The following is a 2,188-nucleotide window of genomic DNA, read 5'->3' on the forward strand; positions in this document are numbered from 1 at the left end:
TCACGGCCTGAGTTTTGGCGAACGCGCGCACAGTATTCTGGAATATGATCCCGATGCGCTGGTGGTAAACAGTTTTTCCAAATACTTCAGCATGGCGCCGTGGCGACTGGGGTGGCTGGTTGTCCCGCCAGCCAAGGTGGAAGCCGCCCGCGCGCGGATGGGTAATCTGTTCCTGCCGCCCGCCGCCCTCAGCCAGCACGCGGCCCTTGCCGCCTTCGATTGCCGCGATGAGCTTGAAGGGCATATGGAAACCTACCGGCGCAACCGTGACCTGCTGCTGCGCGCCCTGCCGGAAATGGGCCTGCGCCATATCGCGCCTCCAGATGGAGCGTTCTATATCTATGCCGATATCCGGCACCTGACGGATGACAGTATGGCGTTTTGCAAGCGCCTGTTGCTGGATACGGGTGTTACGACAGCGCCGGGCATTGATTTCGACCCCATAGACGGGAAATACTTCATCCGTTTCAGCTTTGCGGTCGCAACGGACCAGATTGAAGAAGCCATCCGCCGCATGGTCCCATGGTTCCGTCACCAAAAGGACCGCTTACCCGTCAATGCAGTGACTTAAAGGGGAATATACGTCTGGAGCGCGTATAGCTGTGTTTCTGATCAGGAGACATGCGAATACGCACTTACCACGACCCACTACTACGGACCATGCAGGTGGTTTCTTCCAACTTAAGTTCTGCGGCACACGTCTTGATTATAGTCAGCCCCGGCTGCATGCCTTACCCAGATCAATACATTCATACCAAACCATTAACTGCCTGCGATATTACTACCTCAAGCCACTGCTGGAACTGAAATGCGAGGTGGCAAAACTATGCTTCAGCACGATTCCGTTACTCAACACAACATTCAGCATCTTGCTTTTGTTATTTGATCTTTCTCCAAGCATGCCAAGCCCGACTACGTCCTGCGCTATTGAAAGACCATCCTCCCTGCCGGACGTAAAACTATAAATCCAAACCTCATAACCATCTTCATAGGTTTTCTGCCCCGGTTCACCGTAAATCTGACGCACCTGGGATGAAGTTGTCACACCATCATGAATATTCTGATCAACTTCCGCGATGGTTGTTTTTTTTATGGAAGCATCACCCGTGGACGAACAGGCACTCGTGCCTGCAATGATCGCCATCACGATGGCCGTTCTGATGATCTTCATCCTGCACTCTACCCTCTCGGCTACATATCATCGACATACCTCATTGTGTCCCATCGATACAGATTGTTCAGCGCACATCAGATGCTTGGTAGGACTGTCAGCAACATGGATGGCTGCCGGTGATCCCCTCACGTTCAGAGCCGAAAACAGAAAAGGGTTGCTTCTGTCCCACGCAATTCTGCGCGTCAATCCGGCGACAGCATACCTCAAAAGAGGACACGAATCTGCTCTCGGGACCTGCATGAAATAAAAAGCAACGCAGCCAATTTTTGCTGCAGCAGTCGCAAGATGATCTTCGAAGCTACTCCCATTATCCGGAGAAGCTCATGAAACATTCTCTGCTCATTTTTCTTTTGCCCATGGCGCTCAACGCCTGTGCGCAGAGCCTGTCGTCACCTTCTCCCATTGCGACGACCGGCATGGCCAATCCTGAACTGGCCTTGCAGCGGTCAATGGCAGAAACCACGACTGATCTTCGGGAACTTGGCAGCATCCGCCCGTCTCCGGTCGTGGCATCTGCCAACCAACCCCTGCTCCCCGATGATCTGACCCGCCGGATCTGGTTCGTATGGGACGGCCCGCTGGGCAAGGCCGTCGCAAAACTCGGCCAGGAAATTGGCTATAGCGTGACTGTCACCGGCCATCCCCGAGCAATGCGCGTCGCGACCAACAGCGTTGCCGCTGTGGTGGATATCCTTCGGACATTGGGCGATCAGGCCGGAGATCAGGCCATGGTCTCGGTAGACCCGCTTCACCACGCGATAACGGTGGCATGGCATGCGTAAGATGGCGCTCTTTCTATCTTCGGCCATCGTCGTGACGGCCGCAGGCAGCCCGACCCATGCGGCTTCTGTCTCCACGGGGAAGGTTGTCATTGAGGAGGGGCAGCACGTCCGGCTACCGACATCGTCTCCATCCCCACCACCGGCCCGCAGCGGCACATTGGTCCCGGAGCCACAGCCGCCCCAACCGGGTGCGGATCAGGTGGACGGGGCTGACCCCGCCCTTGCCAATCCC

General features: G+C 55.7%; 3 protein-coding genes and 1 pseudogene. 3 read left to right on the forward strand and 1 reads right to left on the reverse strand.

Translation table 11 applies throughout. The features are described from left to right. On the forward strand, positions 1–571 hold a 571-nt coding region (locus CFR71_RS15510; protein WP_116790925.1), incomplete at its 5' end, for a pyridoxal phosphate-dependent aminotransferase. 210 nt (positions 572–781) lie between these two features. Here the strand turns inward: CFR71_RS15510 and CFR71_RS15515 are convergent. After that, complete coding sequence (locus CFR71_RS15515; protein ID WP_039732891.1) at positions 782–1,171, reverse strand: hypothetical protein; 390 nt, start codon at positions 1,169–1,171, stop codon at positions 782–784. A 326-nt stretch (positions 1,172–1,497) separates the two neighbouring features. Here CFR71_RS15515 and CFR71_RS15520 point away from each other — a divergent pair, with 326 nt between their 5' ends. Both CFR71_RS15520 and CFR71_RS16745 read left to right on the forward strand, forming a co-directional pair. Continuing rightward, positions 1,498–1,956, forward strand: coding sequence for a DotD/TraH family lipoprotein (locus CFR71_RS15520; protein WP_158003679.1), 459 nt, complete (start codon positions 1,498–1,500; stop codon positions 1,954–1,956). Position 1,957: 1 nt separating this feature from the next. Beyond that, a pseudogene (locus tag CFR71_RS16745) lies at positions 1,958–2,188 on the forward strand (conjugal transfer protein TraI); the annotation flags it as partial.

The sequence above is a fragment of the Novacetimonas pomaceti genome, from assembly GCF_003207955.1.
GTDB lineage: Bacteria > Pseudomonadota > Alphaproteobacteria > Acetobacterales > Acetobacteraceae > Novacetimonas > Novacetimonas pomaceti.

Coding starts and splice junctions, on each gene's coding strand:
- CFR71_RS15515 (WP_039732891.1), bottom strand. CDS start 1,171: ATGAAGATCATCAGAACGGCCATCGTGATGGCGATCATTGCAGGCACG.
- CFR71_RS15520 (WP_158003679.1), top strand. CDS start 1,498: ATGAAACATTCTCTGCTCATTTTTCTTTTGCCCATGGCGCTCAACGCC.